This is a genomic window from uncultured Dysosmobacter sp. (genome assembly GCF_947631165.1).
Taxonomy (GTDB): domain Bacteria; phylum Bacillota; class Clostridia; order Oscillospirales; family Oscillospiraceae; genus Oscillibacter.
In genome coordinates this window covers 1-18,719 of record NZ_CANRKH010000029.1, presented here as the reverse complement: position 1 = coordinate 18,719, position 18,719 = coordinate 1, and the positions used below count along the sequence as shown (strand labels likewise).

General features: G+C 58.2%; 21 protein-coding genes and 1 tRNA gene. 17 read left to right on the top strand and 5 right to left on the bottom strand.

The annotated features are described in order from the left end of the window. Nucleotides 1-51 precede the first annotated feature (51 nt). A complete protein-coding gene (locus tag Q0Z69_RS12625) occupies nt 52-2,136 on the top strand; it encodes a serine hydrolase (RefSeq protein WP_298034138.1) in 2,085 nt (694 codons plus the stop codon). Between the two features lie 286 nt (nt 2,137-2,422). Here the strand turns inward: Q0Z69_RS12625 and Q0Z69_RS12620 are convergent, their stop codons facing one another. The 4 genes from Q0Z69_RS12620 to Q0Z69_RS12605 form a co-directional block, all read right to left on the bottom strand. Beyond that, on the bottom strand, nt 2,423-2,887 hold the full coding sequence (locus tag Q0Z69_RS12620; RefSeq protein ID WP_298034135.1) for a hypothetical protein: 465 nt from the start codon (nt 2,885-2,887) through the stop codon (nt 2,423-2,425). Nucleotides 2,888-3,264: 377 nt separating this feature from the next. Continuing rightward, entirely contained in the window at nt 3,265-3,438 is a 174-nt protein-coding gene (locus Q0Z69_RS12615) for a YdeI/OmpD-associated family protein (RefSeq protein WP_298034132.1), read from the bottom strand. Between the two features lie 145 nt (nt 3,439-3,583). Beyond that, the gene (locus Q0Z69_RS12610) at nt 3,584-4,567 is read right to left on the bottom strand and encodes a stalk domain-containing protein (RefSeq protein ID WP_298034129.1); all 984 of its coding nucleotides are present in this window, start codon (nt 4,565-4,567) and stop codon (nt 3,584-3,586) included. 69 nt (nt 4,568-4,636) lie between these two features. Continuing rightward, complete coding sequence (locus tag Q0Z69_RS12605; protein WP_298034126.1) at nt 4,637-4,912, bottom strand: hypothetical protein; 276 nt, start codon at nt 4,910-4,912, stop codon at nt 4,637-4,639. 113 nt (nt 4,913-5,025) lie between these two features. On the opposite strand from Q0Z69_RS12605, the gene Q0Z69_RS12600 reads away from it, so the two are divergent. Continuing rightward, entirely contained in the window at nt 5,026-5,193 is a 168-nt protein-coding gene (locus Q0Z69_RS12600; RefSeq protein WP_298034123.1) for a ribbon-helix-helix domain-containing protein, read from the top strand. A 64-nt stretch (nt 5,194-5,257) separates the two neighbouring features. On the opposite strand, the gene typA is transcribed toward Q0Z69_RS12600, so the two are convergent. Continuing rightward, nucleotides 5,258-7,081 carry a translational GTPase TypA gene (gene typA / locus Q0Z69_RS12595; protein ID WP_298034120.1) on the bottom strand — a complete coding sequence of 608 codons (1,824 nt, stop codon included), beginning with the start codon at nt 7,079-7,081 and terminating at the stop codon, nt 5,258-5,260. A gap of 416 nt (nt 7,082-7,497) precedes the next feature. Between typA and Q0Z69_RS12590 the strand changes: the two genes are divergently transcribed. The 15 genes from Q0Z69_RS12590 to Q0Z69_RS12520 all read left to right on the top strand — a co-directional run bounded on the left by Q0Z69_RS12590 (nt 7,498) and on the right by Q0Z69_RS12520 (nt 18,684). After that, on the top strand, nt 7,498-8,664 hold the full coding sequence (locus tag Q0Z69_RS12590; protein ID WP_298034117.1) for a phosphoglycerate dehydrogenase: 1,167 nt from the start codon (nt 7,498-7,500) through the stop codon (nt 8,662-8,664). Nucleotides 8,665-8,735: 71 nt separating this feature from the next. After that, nucleotides 8,736-8,812: transfer RNA gene (locus Q0Z69_RS12585), tRNA-Arg, on the top strand. Nucleotides 8,813-9,102: 290 nt separating this feature from the next. Then, on the top strand, nt 9,103-9,804 hold the full coding sequence (locus tag Q0Z69_RS12580) for a hypothetical protein (protein ID WP_298034113.1): 702 nt from the start codon (nt 9,103-9,105) through the stop codon (nt 9,802-9,804). A gap of 186 nt (nt 9,805-9,990) precedes the next feature. Continuing rightward, on the top strand, nt 9,991-10,146 hold the full coding sequence (locus Q0Z69_RS12575; RefSeq protein ID WP_298034111.1) for a hypothetical protein: 156 nt from the start codon (nt 9,991-9,993) through the stop codon (nt 10,144-10,146). Further along, nucleotides 10,146-11,330 carry an antirestriction protein ArdA gene (locus Q0Z69_RS12570; RefSeq protein ID WP_298034109.1) on the top strand — a complete coding sequence of 395 codons (1,185 nt, stop codon included), beginning with the start codon at nt 10,146-10,148 and terminating at the stop codon, nt 11,328-11,330. The genes Q0Z69_RS12575 and Q0Z69_RS12570 overlap by 1 nt, the downstream gene beginning before the upstream one ends. Nucleotides 11,331-11,460: 130 nt before the next feature. Beyond that, nucleotides 11,461-11,829 (top strand): hypothetical protein, encoded by a 369-nt coding sequence (locus Q0Z69_RS12565; protein WP_298034106.1) that lies wholly within the window; start codon nt 11,461-11,463, stop codon nt 11,827-11,829. A 1-nt stretch (nt 11,830) separates the two neighbouring features. Then, a complete protein-coding gene (locus Q0Z69_RS12560) occupies nt 11,831-12,862 on the top strand; it encodes a DUF4314 domain-containing protein (protein ID WP_298034100.1) in 1,032 nt (343 codons plus the stop codon). Next, on the top strand, nt 12,855-14,009 hold the full coding sequence (locus Q0Z69_RS12555) for an antirestriction protein ArdA (protein WP_298034097.1): 1,155 nt from the start codon (nt 12,855-12,857) through the stop codon (nt 14,007-14,009). The genes Q0Z69_RS12560 and Q0Z69_RS12555 overlap by 8 nt, the downstream gene beginning before the upstream one ends. Before the next feature lie 256 nt (nt 14,010-14,265). Further along, nucleotides 14,266-14,565: a hypothetical protein gene (locus tag Q0Z69_RS12550; RefSeq protein ID WP_298034094.1), complete on the top strand. Its 300-nt coding sequence runs from the start codon at nt 14,266-14,268 to the stop codon at nt 14,563-14,565. An 8-nt stretch (nt 14,566-14,573) separates the two neighbouring features. After that, complete coding sequence (locus Q0Z69_RS12545; RefSeq protein ID WP_298034182.1) at nt 14,574-15,422, top strand: DNA adenine methylase; 849 nt, start codon at nt 14,574-14,576, stop codon at nt 15,420-15,422. Beyond that, nucleotides 15,400-15,900, top strand: a complete 501-nt coding sequence (locus Q0Z69_RS12540) for an AbrB/MazE/SpoVT family DNA-binding domain-containing protein (RefSeq protein WP_298034091.1) — start codon at nt 15,400-15,402, stop codon at nt 15,898-15,900. Before Q0Z69_RS12545 ends, Q0Z69_RS12540 begins: the two co-directional genes overlap by 23 nt. Further along, on the top strand, nt 15,893-16,633 hold the full coding sequence (locus Q0Z69_RS12535; RefSeq protein WP_298034089.1) for a DUF3849 domain-containing protein: 741 nt from the start codon (nt 15,893-15,895) through the stop codon (nt 16,631-16,633). The genes Q0Z69_RS12540 and Q0Z69_RS12535 overlap by 8 nt, the downstream gene beginning before the upstream one ends. Nucleotides 16,634-16,637: 4 nt before the next feature. Next, nucleotides 16,638-17,081: a hypothetical protein gene (locus tag Q0Z69_RS12530; protein WP_298034087.1), complete on the top strand. Its 444-nt coding sequence runs from the start codon at nt 16,638-16,640 to the stop codon at nt 17,079-17,081. Next, nucleotides 17,081-17,986, top strand: coding sequence for a cell wall anchor protein (locus tag Q0Z69_RS12525; protein WP_298034179.1), 906 nt, complete (start codon nt 17,081-17,083; stop codon nt 17,984-17,986). The genes Q0Z69_RS12530 and Q0Z69_RS12525 overlap by 1 nt, the downstream gene beginning before the upstream one ends. Further along, entirely contained in the window at nt 17,983-18,684 is a 702-nt protein-coding gene (locus tag Q0Z69_RS12520) for a sortase domain-bontaining protein (RefSeq protein WP_298034085.1), read from the top strand. The genes Q0Z69_RS12525 and Q0Z69_RS12520 overlap by 4 nt, the downstream gene beginning before the upstream one ends. The last annotated feature ends 35 nt before the right edge of the window (nt 18,685-18,719 follow it).

Sequence of the window (18,719 nt, the reverse complement as noted above, 5' to 3'; positions counted from 1 at the left end):
ATATCCCCACAAGCACAGATCGCCCCATGGGGCGGGAAAGGAACGAAACATATGCAAACACGGATCAGAGCCTTGCTGCTGGCCCTGCTGCTGGCCTTCAGCCTGACAGCCCCGGCGCTGGCGGCGGAGACAACAGCCGCTCAGCCGGCGGAGGCCGCCGCCAAAACACCGGAGGAGGCCGCGCAGATCGCAGCCAAAGGCGCGATGACCTATGGCACGGCCAACAGCATCAGTTGGGCTGTCTGGGAGGACGGCAAGATCACCATCTCCGGCGGAGCGGAGATGGCCAAGGGCTCCGGCGAAGCCGCGCCGGCGGCAAACGCGGCCCAGACGCTTTACGGCATTGGCTCCGTCAGCAAGATCTATACCACAGTGGCCGTCATGCAGCTGGCGGAGAAGCACAAGCTGTCGCTGGACGCTCCGGTGACCCGGTATCTGCCGGAGTTCAAAATGGCGGATCCCCGATATAAACAGATCACGGTGCGGATGCTGCTGAACCACTCCTCCGGCCTGATGGGATCTACCATGGGAAACGCCATGCTGTTTGATGACCCGGACCCCGTCGCTGCCGACACCCTGCTGGAACATTTGGCCGCCCAGCGGCTGAAAGCGGCCCCCGGTGCCTACAGCGTCTACTGCAACGACGGCTTCACCCTGGCGGAGCTGGTGGTGGAGGCCGTCTCCGGCCAGGATTTCATGGATTATGTGAAAACCAGCATCCTGAAGCCCGCCGGGTTGAGCAGTACCTTCGCCCCCGGCGGCAGCTTTGACACGTCCCGGCTGGCCAAGACCTATTTCGGCACAGATCCCCGGCCCCTGCCGCAGGACTGCCTGAATGTGGTGGGCGCCGGCGGGATCTATGCCTCCGCCACGGATCTGGCTGCCTTCGGCGGTGCTTTGACTGGTACTGGGCTGCTGCGGCAGTCCTCCCTGGACGCTATGGCCGCGCCGGAATACATCCGGGGCGTCTGGCCCGACGACACGCTGGACGCACTGTCCTACGGCCTGGGTTGGGATTCCGTAGAGTGGTTTCCCTTTAGTCAGAACGACATCACCGCCCTGGTGAAGGGCGGCGATACCCTGCTGTATCACGCGGGGCTGGTGGTGATCCCAGAGTACCATATGGCCGCTGCGGTGGTCACCTCCGGCGGTGTGTCCACCTATAACGAGCTGGCGGCCACGGAAATGCTGCTGGCGGCGCTGTATGCCAGGGGCGTGGAGGTGGACACCGCCGTTCCCGCCCTGCCGGGAGCCCAGCCCGCCGCCATGCCTGCCGAATTGATGAAGAACAGCGGATACTATGCCGCCACCTCCGCCCAGTACAAGGTCAGCGTTTCCGCTGAGGGCGTGCTGACCATGCACTACCTGAACTACCCCAACACAGTGCCGGACCAGACCTTCACCTATCATGACGACGGCACTTTCCGGGACGCCGCGGGTGCATCCCTTTTGAAATTCGTTCAGGAGTCCAACGGCCAGACGTATCTCTATCAAAAGGCTTTTGGCCAGCTCCCCGGCCTTGGGACGCTGCCTGTTTCCAACTATGCGGCGGTGAAGCTGCCGGGAAATCAGATCCCCGCCGAGGTCCAGGACTTCTGGATGGGGGCCGCGGCCACGGATATTTTGCCCATGGACGAAAAGTACAGCTCCCAGGTCTACCTGGCGCTGTCCGCCGCTGGTGCGGCGGAAGCTGCCGAAACGGTGCCCGGCTATATCGGCGCGGCCCGCATCGTGGATGAGACCTCGGCCCTTTACGAGCTCCAGCTCCCCGGCACTGGCGGCCGGGACGGCCAGGACATCGCGGTATGGGAGGATGACGGCGTTCTGTGGCTGTCCGCCAACGGTTCTTTGTACATGGCGGAGACCGGCGCGCCGGACCTCTACACCGGCGGTGGGACCTCCTACACCACCGTTCAGGCAGATGGCTATGCCAGATGGTATCAGGTGGGAGGGGCCGCCGGAAAGGCCATGACGGTGAAGCTGCCGGAGGACGGGGGCTTCTGGGTCTATGACAAGGACTGGCAGGTCACCGGCTCCTCCGTGCTGTGGGACGATACCACCGTCACATTGCCGGAGGGAGGCTTCCTGGTGTTTGCCGGCGCTCCCGGCGCCCGGTTCCACCTCTCTTTTCAGTAAAAAACAGCCGCCGCGGTGTTGGGAGGAACTTCGCAAGGAAGTTCCTCCCAATGCTTTCTGCAGAAATACAGGATGGCATTCTCAAAGAAGTCATTGAATGAGGCCGAGCAGATACGAAGGAGCGTTTACAGTACCTTGCGGCAGGAACAGCGGGAACACGCACAGCGCAGGTCACAGGATATGGAACGGTAACGGACAGGGCGGCGGGGATAGTTAATTCGATGTTTGCTCCACCACCCAGTTTCCATTTTTATCTGACTGACAAAGAGGAATTGTTCATGTAAATTTACTTTTCCCAATCTGCTTTTGATAAGCCTAATAAAGCCTTATATCTTCCGATGCACTCCTGCCACCGTTCTTTCCGTTCATTATGATTGTACATTTTGTTTCGTTCAATCAATGTCAGCCCAGTTTTTTCAATGATATGGATTTGCACATCAAAACACCATTCGCTTACGACATATTGAGAATTATAGATTTTACCGGGATTTTCTTCAGCATTTACAATGATTACAGTTCCGTCACTAAGGTATATTGAATAGTCAAGCCCTATCGTTATAACACCTTTTATTTCTCCTAATTCTGGGTGGGTTATCTTCAATATTTCTGCCTTGACTTCGCATTCATAAGGTTTCAGATCTAAACCATTTGCAAAATAAAAGTTATCTTTTCTCAAATAAAAGAAATCAATATCTCCAACCACAATGCACTGGTCTAATTCGTACCAATCCGGCTCCCATTTTACAATCATCACTTATTCTCCTTTAGAAGCTCCGATTTATCGGTATGTATTGGAAAAACTATAACACAGCCAATGAGGAAAGGCAATCTGCATTCCCCGCCCGTTCCGCCGGTCCAGACCGTCAAGGCCAAGTCGTATTTTTTCGCACAGGGCGCGAAAAAATCTCCATTCTTAAACCCTTGACCGCAGAAAAGAAGCCTCTGGAGACAACTTGCCGCCCTGTCTCATCGTGCAGCAGCGAGCATAGCTTTTGTGTTGCCGCGGGCACCCCAAAGCGGACGGCGCTGCGTGCCAAGATGGTTTCCGCACCTATCACCCCGACGTAAAAGATAGTGCAAGGGCGGCACTTCCTTACGGAGTGCCGCCCTTCCGCGGTGGCTGTTTTTTTACTTCATCAAACGCTCCACGTAAGCTCGCATTTCCTGTTTGGACCGGACGGCGTGGATGCCGTCCAGGATCGCCTTCTGCTCTGCCTCCGGCAGGCCTGCGAAGCGCTCCATGGCCTCCGGATGCTGGGCCAGGGCCATGCCGAAGCCCAGGGGCAGCTCGTTTTGCTCCATCGTACTCACCTCGGTGTTATAAGCAAATAACTTGAAAAGCGGAAGCGCCGCCTTTCGAGTACCACAGCGCAGTGCTCTGCGGCAGGCCGCTTCGCGGCCTTAATTTTTTGTTCACTGAGGGTATTGTGCGCCGAGGCAGAGGCGGTTATGCGTCCCGAGACAAAAACAGGTTCAGCAGACGGGCCAGGTCCGCGTCCCGCAGGTAGGTGACGCCCTTTTCGATGACGCAGGGACGGCCCAGATAGACCTCGTCATCTGCTGTCAGCGCGGTCTCCGCCCCGGGCAGCACGGAGAACACCGCCTTGCCGCTGGCGGACACCACAGCGCCCTTTCCGGCGATCCAATCCACCTGGTATCCGGCAGCTTCCGCCACAGCCCGGATGGGCACCAGGACCTCACCGTCCACGGCCTTTCCCTTCACGGACAGCTCCTCACCGTTAACAGAGACCTGGCCTTCAGGACCACAGGACACCCAGCCCTGATACTGGCTAGGAAGCATCTGCACACGGCTGATCACATTGTCCGTTCCGCGCCACACCAGAATGCGGGTGCCAGGCGTCAGGTCATCCACGGTGACGATGTTTTTCGTCAGCCAGGGAGACACCTGGGCGGTGACGGGAATGGTCAGTACCTCGCCGCTCGCAGTGGGTAGATTTACCTGCGTTCTGGGTGGAGCCGGATAGACGGCGGCGGTCACTGTCTGATCCAGCCCGGAGATCTCATAGTACTGGGGGACTGCGAAATCCGCCGGGATGTTGGCCACCACCACGACGGCACTGGCCTGGGGCGGCAGGCTCATGGTCATGGCAGGTCCAACCCAGGCATAAACAGTATCGCCGTTTTTGATGTCAGATGCGTCCATGGGCAGGCCGGAGACCGCGTCCACAATTGGGGTCGTCTCAGTCAAATGGATAACAACCTCCTGGTGCAGGGCGGTCTTGTCGGAATTCTTCAGCAGCAGGCTGCCGCTTTCCAGCTGTGTCGCCTGTCCCCACACCTGGACCGGCCCAAGGGGCGCGGCGGCGGGAGCGGGGGAGATCAGCAGGTCGTTTTCTGCCGCGGCAGCTGGCAGACACAGCGCGGCGGCGCACAGAGACAGCGCCAGAAAGCAGGTGAGCATTTTTTTCATAGGGCTTCATCCTTTCCAGATCTTATTGTTATTGAGACGGATCCGGCCGGGGAAAAGTTCCCAGTTATGTTAGCAAATTTTCTCCAGAATGTCCAGCCCGCCCAGCTCCAGCCCGATCTGGAGGCCCAGGCGGAACAGGAACTCCTTTTCTCCCTCCAGGCCGCAGAGGCGGGCGTCCAGCATGGCGATGACCGTGTTCCTCGTCTCTGTATCCAAACGGCTGCAAACGTCCTGGAACAGCCGCTCGTACTGCTCCCGGAACAGGATCTGCTCCGGGTCAAATTTTTGCCAATCCCGGCAGAGCTTCGTAGCCAAATCCTCCAGCATCGACAATGCGTTTCCCATATGATCGCCTCCTATACGCTATATATACACTATATATGCCCTAGTTGTCAAGAGTAAAAAAGTGTGATATATAGTTACCATATAGTATCTATATAGTACATAGGAGGTGTCATATGGCTGAACCGACTTTAGTCAATCGCAAGCGTTTCATGTCTTCCCTGGCCAACGAGCTGGTGGAGCCTTTCAACGAGCTTTCCAAAAAGACCCGGATCACCAAGACCCGGCTTCTGGACGAGGCCATCGAGGATCTTTTGAAAAAATACGAGCGAAAGGGCGTCTGAACAGCCCGCTTCCCGCCGCCTGTAAAAAGCGCCCCGTCCTTGAAAGGCCGGGGCGCTTCCGTTTTTATTTCTTCCCATGCAGCGCCTTCATCCGCTTCTCGTGGTCCAGGATGGCTTTGCGCATCCGCAGGCTCTTGGGGGTCACCTCCAGAAGCTCGTCGTCCGCCAGGAACTCCAGGCACTGCTCCAAACTCATCTGCTTGGGAGGCACCAGCCGCAGGGCCTCGTCGGAGCCGGAGGCCCGGGTGTTGGTCAGCTGCTTCTTCTTGCAGACGTTGACGGTCATATCCTCGCTGCGGGGGCTGACGCCGATGACCATGCCGCCGTACACCGGCACACCGGCGCCGATGAAGAGCGTGCCCCGCTCCTGGGCGTTGAACAGGCCGTAGGTGATGGACTCGCCGGTCTCAAAGGAGATGATGGAGCCGTTGCCCCGGCGGGAGATCTCGCCCTTATAGGGAGCGTAGGAATCGAACACGGAGGCCATGATGCCCTCGCCCTTGGTGTCGGTGAGGAAGTCGTTGCGGTAGCCGAACAGACCCCGGGCGGGGATCAGGAACTCGATCTTCATCCGATCTCCCACGGGGGTCATCTCCACCAGATCACCCTTCCGCTGGCCCAGCTTCTCAATGACAGAGCCGACGCAGTCGCCGGGGATATCCACCACCAGCCGCTCGATAGGCTCGCACTTCTGACCGTCGATCTCCTTGTACAGCACACGGGCGGGGGAGACCTGGAACTCATAGCCCTCCCGGCGCATGGTCTCAATGAGGATGCTGAGGGACATCTCGCCCCGGCCCGCCACATTGAATTCAGTTTCCTTGTCGGTGTCGGTGACCCGGAGGGATACGTCCTTCAGCGTCTCCCGATGCAGCCGCTCCCGGATCTGCCGGGAGGTGACGAACTTGCCCTCCCGTCCGGCAAATGGGGAGTCGTTGACGGAGAAGGTCATTTCCAGGGTCGGCGCGCTGATCTGCACGAAGGGCAGGGCCTCCACGGCGGAGGGGTCGCAGATGGTGTCGCCGATGGTGATGTCGCCGATGCCGCTCATGGCGATGATGTTGCCGGCGGTGGATTCGGTGACGGCTTTGCGGCTCAGACCGTCGAACTCATAGATGGAGGTGGCCTTGGCCTTGCGGAGGACCGCCTCGGGATCGTGGTAGTTGCACACGGCAAGCTCCTGGTTCTGCTTCAGGGTCCCGCGCTCGATGCGGCCGATGGCGATACGGCCTACGAACTCGTTGTAGTCGATGGAGCTGACCAGCATCTGGAAGGGCTGGTCCACATCCGCCTCGGGGGCGGGGATATATTCCAGAATGGTTTCGAACAGGGGCGTCAGGTCGGTGCCTGCCGCGTCAGGGGAGTAGCTGGCGGTACCCTGGCGGCCGGAGCAGAACAGCATGGGGGAGTCCAGCTGCTCCGGCGTAGCGTCCAGATCCATCAGCAGCTCCAGCACCTCGTCGATGACCTCGTGGATGCGCTGGTCGGGGCGGTCGATCTTGTTGACCACCACGATGACCCGATGGCCCAACTCCAGGGCCTTGCTCAGCACAAAGCGTGTCTGGGGCATGGGACCCTCGGCGGCGTCCACCAGCAGGATGACGCCATTGACCATCTTCAAAATGCGCTCCACCTCGCCGCCGAAGTCAGCGTGGCCGGGCGTGTCTACCACGTTGATTTTCACATCCTTGTACTGGATGGCGGTGTTTTTGGCCAGGATGGTGATGCCCCGCTCCCGCTCCAGGTCGCCGGAGTCCATCACGCGCTCTACGGTCTCCTGGTTTTCGCGGTATACGCCGCCCTGCTTCAGCATCTCATCCACCAACGTGGTCTTGCCGTGGTCAACGTGGGCAATGATAGCGACATTTCTCAATTTTTCATTCTGCATAGTTTCTATCTCCTTACTATACGGCAGGACCATGGGCGCTCCGCAGCGGTGCGCGCCCCATGGCGCGTACAAGATCGATCACAAAACGCTTCTTCTGGAAAAATACTGTTTCCAAAGGGAAGAGCGTTTAACACACGAGTTAATATTATAGCCCGATTTATTCCAGATTTCAATACAAAACTCCACATTTTTTCAAGAACCCGGTCTTTTTCCTTCGGCAAAACGCCAAACTGATGAGATGCTACTTTTTTCCACAAAGAAATCCCTGCCAGGGCGGCTTTTTTCAGCCCTTCGCGCATGGACAGTCCAAGGGAAGGACCTTATAATGAAATAGCTGTGACGGAAGCGGCGCCAGCGCCGCACGTTCCGCCGCAAGTACTGTGGTCCGCTGGGACCACCCAGGAGGCGCTTTCGCCATGTATCATATCAAAACATTCAACAAGATATCTTCTGTGGGCCTGAACCGCTTTGACCCGGCGTGCTACACCGTCGGTGAGGAGACGACGGACGAGGACGGTATCCTGGTCCGATCCGCCAAGCTGCTGGACTATCCGTTCCCCGACAGCCTGCTGGCCATCTCCCGGGCGGGCGTGGGAGTCAACAATATCCCGCTGGACCGCTGCTCCGAGGCGGGCATCGCCGTGTTCAACACCCCCGGCGCCAATGCCAACGCGGTGAAGGAGCTGGTGCTCTGCGCCATGCTGATGGGCTCTCGGGATGTACCCGGCGCGATCCGCTGGGTGCGGGAGCAGGCCGCCGGAGGCACGGATGTTTCCACTGTGGTGGAAAAGGGAAAATCCGCCTTTATCGGCCCAGAATTATATAAGAAGACCCTTGGCATCATCGGTCTGGGCGCTATCGGCTCTCTGGTGGCCAACATGGCCATCTCCCTAGGTATGGATGTTTATGGCTACGATCCATTTCTATCCGTGGAGGCGGCTCTGCGGCTGGACCGCCACATTCATGTGGTGAAAGATGTTAGCGATCTATATAAGCGGGCGGACTATATCACGATCCATATCCATTTTACGGAAAAAACTGCCCGCATGATCGATGCCAAAGCCATCGGCGCTATGAAGCGGGGCGTCCGGTTCATCAATCTGGCCCGGGGCGAGATCGTGGACGACAAAGCCATGCTGGCGGCGCTGGACACCGGGTGGGTCGCGGCTTATATCACGGATTTCCCCACCAATGAGCTGGTCAAGGCACCTCATGTGGTGGCTATGCCACATTTGGGCGCCTCCACACCGGAGAGCGAGCAGAACTGCGCCGCCATGGCGGTGGACGAGCTGCGGGATTATCTGGAAAACGGCAATGTCCGCAATTCCGTGAACCTGCCCTCCGTTTCCATGGACCGCAGCGGCGTGATGCGGATGTGCATCATCCATAAGAACATCCCCGCCATGCTGGCCAGCATCACTACGCTTTTGAGCAAGGACGGCGTGAACGTGGAAAACCTGAGCAACAAGTCCAAGGGCAGCTATGCGTACACGCTGGTGGATCTAGGCACCCGAGTTGAGCAGGCTGTCATCGAAGATGTGCGGACGCTGCCCAATGTGATCCGGGTCCGGGTCATCCCGTGAGTTTTTGCGGCGGCTGTCACTTCATGAATTGACAGCTGCCCATAAATCGGGTACAATACCTCTTGTACCCTGTCTCCGTAGCTCAGCAGGATAGAGCATTCGCCTCCTAAGCGAAAGGCCGCGCGTTCGAATCGCGCCGGGGACGCCAAACTAAGAGGCAAAAAAGACTATCTACGAAAAAAGTGAGAGTTTCCAAGCCTCGCAAGGCTCTTTCGTCCAAAAGCGAAAGAGCCTTGAATTTTACTATCGGACAGCAAAATCAGCATACTGATGAGAGTCGAACTACCATTAAAAGCAAAAATAAGTGAGTGCTCTTTGGGACGCACATTGGTTTTTATATTGAGGCGCCAGTTTAGACAGCATAGCTGCACGTAAACTGACGCCCTTTTTCATTTTCAAAAAGGGCGCCAGCCCAAATCAAACAGGAGGAAACACCCAATGAACAATGCAATCAACCGTCAGAAATATCTCATCGAAACGACCCTGGCTCTCCAGCGGGCAGATTACGAAGTCAGCCGTACTGCGGATGAAAATCTGGCAGTCAGTTTGAACAGTCAGTCCATCTGCAAGGTTGAGGAGATCGGCGAGATCACCTATCGCCAGGGCAATCTCCACACAGGCGAACTGACAGCCGCAAAAGATCATGCTTATGAGATCGTCCGAACTACCGCTGAATATATGCGGGCCATAGAAGCCGCTCCCCCTCTCAAAGTCGCGGGACTGGGAGAAGGCTACCGGCTTCTGGCTGAGTTCAACGGCGCTGTTCTGGCAGGGCACCCCACGGAGTGGGGCGTCCAATTCATTACCTGGGAGCGGGATCATGACCGCACCGGCGTATGTTGGGGCCACTATCTAGGCAGCGACTACGCCGCCGCCAAGCAGGACTTTGCTGTCCGAGCGGGGCTGATCGACCGAAATCAGCTATTCACGCGCCAGCAGCTCACGGAGGTTTACCGCAGCATCCAGGAAACACTGGATAGCGGATACCCTATCACGGATGAGCGCCGGAAGCTGCTGCGCGAAGCGGCGGATCAGATCGAAGGCGCTGTACCCCAGCTTGATGAGCTGGTGGATCAGTCTAAATTAAAGGAAATGGAGGTGGCAGACATTCCCTATCAAGGCATGACCCAGCAATTCTAAAACCAAATCAAACACAGGACGAGGGCCGTATCCCGGAGGCGGATACCGGCTCTCTTTTGCTGCCTGCTTCCGAGAACACAGCTCCGCCCGGAAAGGACAGAGATGAGCAAATATTTTATGCAGGACACCCGAATCACCACCGCAAACCAGCGAAGCGTTTGCGGTGGTGGAAGGAGGCGCAGCGTAGTGAGTGAGCCCTGCCGCCTGCGGCGGGGCGAGGGATGCGGAGCTTGCGACGACGCGATGATGGAGCCTCCCAAGCCCAGGGGCAGCGAAAAGCCCAAGAAGCCCCGCCAGCGAAAACAACGGTATCCTTTCCAGAAGAATGGGGGAAAAGACTGATGTGGGCAGTCTTAAGCAATGCCAAACACCCGGAATATGGTTGGGCCACCACACCATTCCCCATTCCCAGACAGGAGTATGATCACTGTATGGAGATGCTGGCGACGCTGGAAATTGGGGACGCGGTGGGCCGGGACTGCCGGGTGGATGAGATCACCAGTGACTTCCCCATCCTGAAGCGGCTGGAAAAATCGGCGGTCAATGTGGACGAGTTGGACTATCTGACCAAGCGGCTGGACAGCTTCGACGCCGGCGAAGTCGCACAATTCCAAGCCATGGCGGTGAAGCTGGGCGTTTTCGATATGACGGACCTCATCAACTTGACCTTTTGCTGTCAGCAGGCCACAGTCATTACAGACTTCTCGGACCTGGATCGGATCGGAAAAGACCACCTCCTGACCGTCAACGGCGGATGCATGCCGATGGATGAACTGCAGCAGGCGGACGGAAGAAAGATCGCGCTGGAGCTGATCCTCCAAAAAAGCGGCTATGTGACGCCTTACGGCGTGGTTTATGACAACGGCATGAAGCTGGAACAGCTCTATGATGGCCGCCACTTCCCCGGTTACCACTATGAGCAGGATATGCTGTCGGTGGGCGTCACCTCCCGGACGGAGCCGGAGGATACGGAACACGTTACCTGGATCTCACTCCCCTCCTCCAAAGGGCAGATCAGCCGGGCGCTGAAACGCTCCGGTATTGCCCCGGAGGATATGCGGTTCCTGTTCGATGACTGTGCCTTTGCCCCAGAGATCGTGGAGGCTATGGACCTGGAGCAGGAGAGCATCTTCGACCTGAACGACCTGGCCTCGGCGATCATGGCGCTGTCTCAGGACGATCAGGATAAGCTGACCGCCGCTGTACGGATGGCAAAGCCGGAGAACGCCAGTGAAATCCTTCGTCTGGCAGAGAATCTCGACCTGTTTACATTTGTCTCGGATGTAAAAACCCCCGCGGACTACGGCAGATACATGATCCAGCAGTCCGGCCATTTTGCGTATGACGAAAATCTGGACACATTCTACGCTTATGAGCAGTACGGCCAGCAGCGGATCAAGCGGGAGAATGGCGAATTCAGCGATCTGGGCTATATCGCCTACCATGGGGCTGTACCGCTGGATGAGCTGATGACCTCCGGACAATTTCAGAAGGAGCAGGGCCCTCAGATGAGAGGCCTTACGTGATCAAACCGTATTTGTGCAGGGAATCAGCCAGCCATTTCCCCAGCAGGAATTGGGGCAAAAATGATGTAGCTATTGCGGCAGAGCTGTGGTATGCTGTGTAGCTATACCAAGGAAAACGAGGTGAAAAATCATGCAGAAGACAATCAAATCCAATCCCACCAAGTTTGAATTAAAGCCCGCCTCTTCCCATGAGGCGGGCTTTTTCTACGTCCAGCGGCAGAACCAGGTACAGGAGCAAAAGCCACTGGTCGGTAGGGCCTCCTTCGCCAGCGGTGAGCATCTGGAGTTTACAGACGCGGAGGCATACCTCCAGTGTATCCGGGAGGAGCTGCCATACCGTCAAACCACCGGCTTCCGTTACGAGACGCTGACGGACGATCCTGTTGTCCGCAAAGAGGCGGACGATATTCTGTACGACCTCTATGGCGAGGAAAATCCCCGGCCATTGAAGGACTATGACAATACGCCCCAGCAGGGGCTGACGATGGGAGGCATGTGACGTGAGTAATATCTCAAAAGAATGGCTGGACTTCCTCCGGGAGCAGTATCCTCCTGGGAGCCGGATCAAGCTCAGAGCGATGAAAGATCCCTATGCCCCGGTGGAACCGGGGACCATGGGGACGCTGGACTGTATCGACGATCTGGGCACATTCCATTGCACATTTGACAACGGCAGGACCCTGGGCGTCATCATCGGGCAGGACAGCTTCACCGTCCTGCCGCCGGAACCAATCACGCTGAAGCTGTATATGCCCCTGACCGCGGAGCTGTACCGGCGAAACGACTGGGGAGATCTGGAGGATAACAGCTCGGAGCTGGACGGACGGGCGCTGCGCCCTTACATGGGCCACATCCTGGCCGCCCTGGTCAGGAACCGGCTGCCGGAAGAAGCGGAACGGGGAATCATGCACTGGTACAGCAGAGACGACTCTGTCAACGAGAAGGTCCGATCCGTGGTATTCACCGCGGAGGAGCGGGACGGTCAACTCTGGGGCGTGGCTGAGTGTAAGGTGGCCGGTTCGCTGTCCCCAGAGGAAATGGACATCTTGAAAGACACGATTTCCGGTCAGGCCAGTGACGGCTGGGGCGAAGGCTTTGAGCAGAGGGAAATTGCCGTTGATGACGGGGAGCTGTATGTCCACCTTTGGAACTGGAATGACTGGAGCATCCAGACCGAGGCGGAGCGGTTTGGACCCAAGCTGGCGGAGGGGCTTCCGGAACTGTGCTTCTCCATATTGAAGTCTACCGGCGCGCTCATCTGCATCAAGCGGGGCGAACAGGGCTTCTATCTCTCCGACTGGAGCACCGATGACCAGGAGACAAACGCGGAGCTGGCTGATTTCAACAACGAGAAGCTGGGCGTCACCTCCGCCCAGCGGCAGGCCATGGAAGTGGGCAGTATGCTCGGCTGGGACATTCCCGGCGCCGATCCCAAAAGCTATGAAAGCCATGAGGCGCATAGGACCCCCGCCGAAGCCCAGGGCAGTGACACGGAGTTTGGGATGACGATGGGGGGAATGAGCCTTGGATAAGGTATTCCATGTGGAGCTGTACAGCAAAAATGACCTGTACTGCGAATTGGATCTTCCGGCAACCCCATATCAGCTGTTGGATGCGTTGGAGCGGATACGGGCCAGCCCCGGCGAGGAACCAAGCTGGGAGATCTGCGAGTACTACGACTTTGCATTCCTCTCTCTGCTGATAGCCCCCTCCTTCAGCTTCTATGAACTGAACGCTCTGGCACAGCGGCTGTCCGAGCTGGACCGGCGGCAAAGCATCTCCTTCGAGGGACTGGTGCAAATGGAGATCGACAAGCGGGACGGCCCTATCCGCTGCCCCCGGCTCATTGATCTGGCCTACAGTGCGGACTGCTGTCATGTGCTCCCGGAGGCATTGAACGACAGCCAGCTGGGACGCTTCTACGCGGAGAACGGTTTTATTCCCTCTGTGGAAAATGTGCCGGACTCCATTTTTGAGCTGCTGGATTTTGAGAGACTGGGCCGGGAAGCCCGTATCGGCGAGGGCGGCGTTTTTACCAGCCGGGGCTATGTCTGCCAGGACAGCGATCTGGAGGAGGTCTTTGACTCCCTGGATCTTACGCCGAAAAAGCCGGCGTATCCCATCCTGATCGAGATGCGGTGCGGAGATCGCTCCATACCGCTCCCGCTACCTGCGGCACAAGCCGATTTGGATACAGCCCTTGACGCAGTCAGGGCGGCAGGTTGGCCGGAAGTATCGATCCGCTGCCGGGACTGTCAGGTCCCAAGCCTGATGGACGCGGTGGAGAAAGCATCCGACATCGAACAGATCAACTGTCTGGCGGAGGAGCTCCTGCACATGGAGCCTGCTGAACTGTCCAAATACAAAGCCGTCCTTTCCGCCGCCGCATGCGATGATGCGGAAGAAGCAGTACTCCTGTCGAAGCAGTTGGACAATTACATTCTGGAACCGGAAACACGCTCTCCGGAGGATGTGGCTATGGGCGAGCTCCGTGTGTCTGTGGACGAGGAGACATTGCGCACGCTGCTCCCCCATGTGAAGCTGTATCCATACGGGCAGGCTTTGTTGGACCAGCGCCACAGTGCCCTCACCGACTACGGTCTGGTGGAGCGGCGGGACGGGCAGCCCATCCAGGCGCTGGCAGGCCAGCCCCAGCGGGGCGGAATGGAGATGAGCTGATGAGGAGTTTTGAAAAATTGACGCTCCTGTCCGGTGCAGATCAGGAGCGTGATTGAATGAAGGTGCGTTTGGAGACGCTGAGCGAATCAGAGTGGATCATGGATACCAAAGACATGGGAATGAAATTCAGCTGAACCATTAAAATGACTACAACAGGGGCCGTTATTCCGAAAGGGACAGCGGCCCCTTCTTTTTTTGCGCCCATTTTCGGAAAAGCGGCTCCGGAAAGGGGAAAACATTGCGGGAAGAACGACTATTGGCCTATTTGAAAGGCGCCTGCTCCGGCAGGCAGTACGTTGTCCGGGGCGCTGAGCTGGAGCAGGTGCTGGGCGTCAGCGGCACGGATCTGCGGAAGCTGGTGAACCGGCTGAGGAGGAAGGGCGTACCCATCGGCAGCAGCCGGGACGGCTACTTCTATGCCAGAACCGCCGGCGAGGTGTACAGCACCATCCGTCAGTTGCGGGGCATGGCCAGTGGATTGGAGGCGGCGATCCGGGGACTGGAGACTGCGTTGGACGGCTTTGAGCCGCCTCTGGACAGGAGCGACGGCCCGTGAACAGCTTTATGAGCTGGGTAGGCGGCAAGAAAGCTCTGCGGGAAAAAGTCGTCAGGCGCTTTCCTCTGTCTTATAAACATTACATTGAGGTATTCGGTGGAGGCGGCTGGGTGCTCTTCCACAAACCGCCCGGTCGGGATTTTGAGGTCTACAACGACTATAACAGTCTGCTTGCCAACCTCTTCCGCTGTGTACGGGACAAGCCGGATCTCCTGATCAACGCGCTGCGCTACGTGCTCAACTCCCGGGAGGATTTTGAGCGGGCGCGGCTGGGCCTGCGGAAAAAGCGGGCCACGGACATCCAGCGGGCGGCCTGGTTCTATCAGATCATCCGCCAGAGCTACGCCTCCGCTCTTACCAGCTTCGGCAGCCAGCCCCATGATCTGTGGGATGATTTTCCCCTGATCTTACAAGCCAGCCGGAGATTGAAGGACGTGGTGGTGGAGAACCAGGACTTTGAAACGCTCATCCGGCACTATGACCGGCCTGAGAGCTTTTTCTACTGTGACCCGCCTTACCATGCCACCGAGGGGTACTACCAGAACATCGGGGAGGCCGGTTTCACCGAAAAAGATCACATCCGCCTGCGAGACGCGCTGCTGTCCATCGAAGGCAAGTTCCTGCTGTCCTACAATGATGACGCCTTCATCCGGGGGCTGTATGACGCGCCCGGCATCCACATCGAGCCGGTGACCCGGCTGAACAACATCAAACAGCGATACGACCCCAGCTGCCAGTTTGCCGAACTGTTCATCGCCAACTACGACGTGCATGAGCGGGAGCGGGCTGCGGTGCAGCTCAATTTATTTGACTACAAGAGAGGAGAACTTGACGATGAAATTCAAATTCTGCCATGATCCTGAGAAGAAGACCCTGGCGATCCCCCGCGCCGCCCTCCAGCTGGCCAAGCTGGCGGAGGCGGAGGAGCTGACCATCCACACAGAATCCGGCTGCGTACTGGTGACGCGGGATGATCTGTCCGCAGGTGAGACCGTCGGCGTGATCCAACTGCTGTCCAATCTGAATGTATCTTTGATCTCCCAGTTGGCCGAAGCCAGCCGGGAGGCGTCTGATGAAACGAACCACGATATTCAGGCATACACCCATGGACTTTCCATCCCTGCAGCGCTGCTGGACCAGGCAGGCATTGCTCAGGATGAGCCGCTGGACGTCCAGGCTGAGGAGGGGCAGATCATTATCACCGCTGCCGAAGAAGATCTGAGCGATCCATTTGACGATGTGGATGACAGCATCCTTGTGATGCTTTCCAGTGCGGGTGTTGATCTGAGCGGCCTGCATATGCTGCTGGAGCAGGAGGCCGAACAGGATGAATGAAACCTACCTCTACCCCTGGTCAGCAAGAGACGCCGGAGAGCGGGGCGAGCTGGCGATGTGGCGGGCCAGCCATCAGGCCAACATCGCCTGTAAGCAGGCCATCGAAGCCGCCATCCGCCAGGATTTTGATGGGATGCGCCTCAAGCCGGACTGCGCGGAAAGCGTCATTGCGGAGTATGGCTTCAGGCGGGTGAACTTCGTGCTGGCCAACACCTTGCAGGAAAAGGACTACGACGGGCGGTTCAGTCCGGCCAACAAGGAGTGGGCCAAACAGTTCTTTGTGCCGCCGGATGATGGGCACAACCCCAGCTTCTGCGTGGAGAGCCATCCTGCGGTGCTGGATGGCTTCATTGACGAAGCGAGGCAGGCGTATCAGGCTCTGGGCCTATTCGGCCCGGAGTACTGCGCCGGAGACCGCTGGGAACTGGACTATACCGGAAAGGTGCTGGTGCTCAGCCCGGATACGCTGAAAGAGTCCTGCTGGTCCCAGCAGAACCAGCTCTGGTACGCCCATGATGGTTTTGGCTGCAGTCCTCACGCCATTGGGCGCTCCATCCGCTGCACCTGTCTGGGCGACGGAGAGATGACCCGCTGGAACCGCACGGAATTCGTGGGCGCGCTGGACGAGCGGTATCTGCCGGACTGGGCGGCGCAGAAGCTGGCAGAGCTGCGCGGCCAGGAGCAGGAACAGTCGGACTCTCCCACAATCGGCGATATGGAATTGTTGAGGTGAAAAGATGAACTATTCCTATTACACCATCGACGATCTGCGGCTGGGCTATGACCCAAAAGGGATCACCGGCTGGCGGATGTCCCGGTTCCTGAAGCTGGACGATGCGTTGGAGCACTACCGCTCCCTGCCTGCTTCCGGATCGAAGTCCATCGGCATGACCAATGGACTTCAGGTGCTGGAGCTGGTCCGCTGCCATCCCACCTCACCTCAGAATAAAGAGGGTGAAGATGTGCTGGCTTCAGACCCTCGGAAACTGCCGGACTGGGCAAAGGTCCCGGAATCTGCCTTGGCTGCAAAAGCGTGCATCACCGCACTGGGGCTTTGCTTTTTGCTGGATGCAGGCCAGCTGGTACCCATCCCTACGGAAATGAATACCAGTAATAAACCCCTCCAGGAGTTCTTTCAAGCAGAGCCGAGGCAAAATAATAAAAGAGGAGCAGAAAAATGATGAAACGGTTATTCTCCCTATGTGCCGCAGCATGGATGCTGACCATGGCGCTGCCCATCAGCGCCTTCGCCGCCGAAACAGCGGCGGCGTGCTATCCCACTTCCGTAGCCCGCAGCGAGGACGGGGCGGAAATCCGGAAGATCTATGACCTGTCCCCCACGGACGGTCCCGCGGGCATCCCCCGCTCAGACTTTGAGCAGGACGGTTTCCGCTATACTCTGGTGGATCTTTTGAAGCAGGAGCTTCCGGAATACGAGGAGCGCCAGCACACCGAGACGGTGTCTCTGGAGAGCAAGAACAAGGATATGGCCTCGGTGCTGGCCCTGCTGCCCCAGGAGCGGGAATTCATCACGGATGACGGTCTGACGGGGATACTGACCCTCAAGCTGGATACGGTCAAGGTGGATGTGGCTGGCTACGGCAGTTCCACCAAGGAGATCTCCGCTACCCGCAGCTATCCCAACCTGGCGGGCCAGGATACCCAGTACATCCCCAAGACCATTGAGGACGGCGGCAGGACCCTGACGCTCCAGAACATCGACTGGCAGACGGATAACACCGCCACTGAGGATGGCTATGCCCTGGGGGACCGCTTTACCGCTGTGGCCACCTACACAGGCTCCGCCACCAGCAGCTATGTCAAGGGCTATACCGTCACCGCCGACTACGCCGGGACGGTCAGCCGGATCAATCTCAACAAGACCCGCTATGTGGCCATCTTCGAGGGCACGGCCATAGAGCCGGTGGTGGATATCCCAGATGCAGCGGCAGCCCCCGCTCCATTCAACTGGGCGGCAATTTTAGTGCCCTTTGGGATCGTGGCCCTGGCGGGCGCCGGCCTTGGCGCGGCGCTGTTTTACAAGCACCGGCGTGAATCTGATGAAAGTGAGGGCGAAGCGCAATGAAGAAACTGAGCATGACGCTTTTCTCTCTGTGTCTGGCTTCCGCTCTCACCGTGGGAGCCAGCGCGGCGGAACCTCTGTCCTACGACGTCGACGGCCCCGGCGACCCGGAGTATGGCAAGCCCACTTCCGTTGAGGTGGTGTACACGGCGGACGGCGGGGCCATGAAGAATGAGGACGTAAGCAAGAACGCCGCTCTCATCCCGCCCGCCTTCGGCAGCCCCAGTGCGGACGCGCTGCATACCGGGATCTATCTCACGCCCAATTTGGCTCCCAACGGGCAGCCCACAGGCGGCGCGGTGATCAACGGAACAGGCTCCGCCGTGATGATCCCCGGCAGTCCGGTCCCCAGCGCTCCCACGTCCGGCAGTTCAGGTACGGCCTCCACCGGCTATACCGAAGTGACGGATGACCTCTACTACAAGGGCGGCCATCTGGGGACGCTGAAGATCCCGGCCATTGATCTGACCGTCAAGGTCTATGAGGGCACGGGCAGCTCCACCCTGGCCAAGGGCGCGGGGCATTTCGAGGAGACGTCGATCTGGGATGGCAACGTGGCCTTGGCCGCCCACAATCGGGGCGTCAACAATCACTTCGGGAAGATCCACACCCTGGACCTGGGCGACAGGATCACCCTGACCACCAAGAACGACCTTACAGATTGTCTAAAACCGAGAGCGAAAAGGAGAAGAAAACCATGACGATCGAATTCACAGACAGAGAGTACAGACACGAA

What these genes read in the sequence shown, in the direction of transcription:
- Q0Z69_RS12600 (WP_298034123.1), top strand. Translation starts at nt 5,026, where the DNA reads ATGGCTGAACCGACTTTAGTCAATCGCAAGCGTTTCATGTCTTCCCTG.
- Q0Z69_RS12520 (WP_298034085.1), top strand. Translation starts at nt 17,983, where the DNA reads ATGAAGAAACTGAGCATGACGCTTTTCTCTCTGTGTCTGGCTTCCGCT.
- Q0Z69_RS12540 (WP_298034091.1), top strand. Translation starts at nt 15,400, where the DNA reads ATGAAATTCAAATTCTGCCATGATCCTGAGAAGAAGACCCTGGCGATC.
- Q0Z69_RS12615 (WP_298034132.1), bottom strand. Translation starts at nt 3,438, where the DNA reads ATGGAGCAAAACGAGCTGCCCCTGGGCTTCGGCATGGCCCTGGCCCAG.
- Q0Z69_RS12530 (WP_298034087.1), top strand. Translation starts at nt 16,638, where the DNA reads ATGAACTATTCCTATTACACCATCGACGATCTGCGGCTGGGCTATGAC.
- Q0Z69_RS12565 (WP_298034106.1), top strand. Translation starts at nt 11,461, where the DNA reads ATGCAGAAGACAATCAAATCCAATCCCACCAAGTTTGAATTAAAGCCC.
- Q0Z69_RS12525 (WP_298034179.1), top strand. Translation starts at nt 17,081, where the DNA reads ATGAAACGGTTATTCTCCCTATGTGCCGCAGCATGGATGCTGACCATG.
- Q0Z69_RS12610 (WP_298034129.1), bottom strand. Translation starts at nt 4,567, where the DNA reads ATGAAAAAAATGCTCACCTGCTTTCTGGCGCTGTCTCTGTGCGCCGCC.
- Q0Z69_RS12625 (WP_298034138.1), top strand. Translation starts at nt 52, where the DNA reads ATGCAAACACGGATCAGAGCCTTGCTGCTGGCCCTGCTGCTGGCCTTC.
- Q0Z69_RS12570 (WP_298034109.1), top strand. Translation starts at nt 10,146, where the DNA reads ATGTGGGCAGTCTTAAGCAATGCCAAACACCCGGAATATGGTTGGGCC.
- typA (WP_298034120.1), bottom strand. Translation starts at nt 7,081, where the DNA reads ATGCAGAATGAAAAATTGAGAAATGTCGCTATCATTGCCCACGTTGAC.
- Q0Z69_RS12605 (WP_298034126.1), bottom strand. Translation starts at nt 4,912, where the DNA reads ATGGGAAACGCATTGTCGATGCTGGAGGATTTGGCTACGAAGCTCTGC.
- Q0Z69_RS12535 (WP_298034089.1), top strand. Translation starts at nt 15,893, where the DNA reads ATGAATGAAACCTACCTCTACCCCTGGTCAGCAAGAGACGCCGGAGAG.
- Q0Z69_RS12590 (WP_298034117.1), top strand. Translation starts at nt 7,498, where the DNA reads ATGTATCATATCAAAACATTCAACAAGATATCTTCTGTGGGCCTGAAC.
- Q0Z69_RS12545 (WP_298034182.1), top strand. Translation starts at nt 14,574, where the DNA reads ATGAGCTGGGTAGGCGGCAAGAAAGCTCTGCGGGAAAAAGTCGTCAGG.
- Q0Z69_RS12620 (WP_298034135.1), bottom strand. Translation starts at nt 2,887, where the DNA reads ATGATTGTAAAATGGGAGCCGGATTGGTACGAATTAGACCAGTGCATT.
- Q0Z69_RS12580 (WP_298034113.1), top strand. Translation starts at nt 9,103, where the DNA reads ATGAACAATGCAATCAACCGTCAGAAATATCTCATCGAAACGACCCTG.